Source organism: Pseudomonas sp. SIMBA_068 (genome assembly GCF_046534705.1).
In the GTDB taxonomy this organism is placed as follows: Bacteria; Pseudomonadota; Gammaproteobacteria; order Pseudomonadales; family Pseudomonadaceae; genus Aquipseudomonas; species Aquipseudomonas putida.
This window is the reverse complement of record NZ_JAWRYI010000815.1, coordinates 1-261: the sequence shown is the minus strand read 5'-3', so window position 1 is coordinate 261 and position 261 is coordinate 1. Positions and strand designations below refer to the sequence as shown.

At 59.8% G+C, this 261-nt stretch carries 1 pseudogene; it reads right to left on the bottom strand.

The features are described 5' to 3' along the window. Positions 1 to 118: pseudogene (locus SB756_RS31580) on the bottom strand (LysR family transcriptional regulator); the annotation flags it as partial. Between the last annotated feature and the right edge of the window lie 143 nt (positions 119 to 261).

The following is a 261-nucleotide window of genomic DNA, read 5'->3' as shown; positions in this document are numbered from 1 at the left end:
ACAGCGCTTCGGCGGCACGGGTGAAGTTCTGGTATTTGGCGGCCGCGACGAACACTTTGACCGCGCGCAGCGAAGGCATCTTGAGCAGGGTCTGATCGGGTTCGGAGTGTCTGACCATAGTGCTGGGGTGGGGTCCTTCGTCTAGCCAAGGCCCTCACTCTAGCCTTTGCGCACCCTGCGGTAAATGCACAAGCGCTCTGCCACCGGGGCTGCCGCCCAATTGATAACTTCAGGTAATGGTTAGCGCCCTGCAAATGTCGT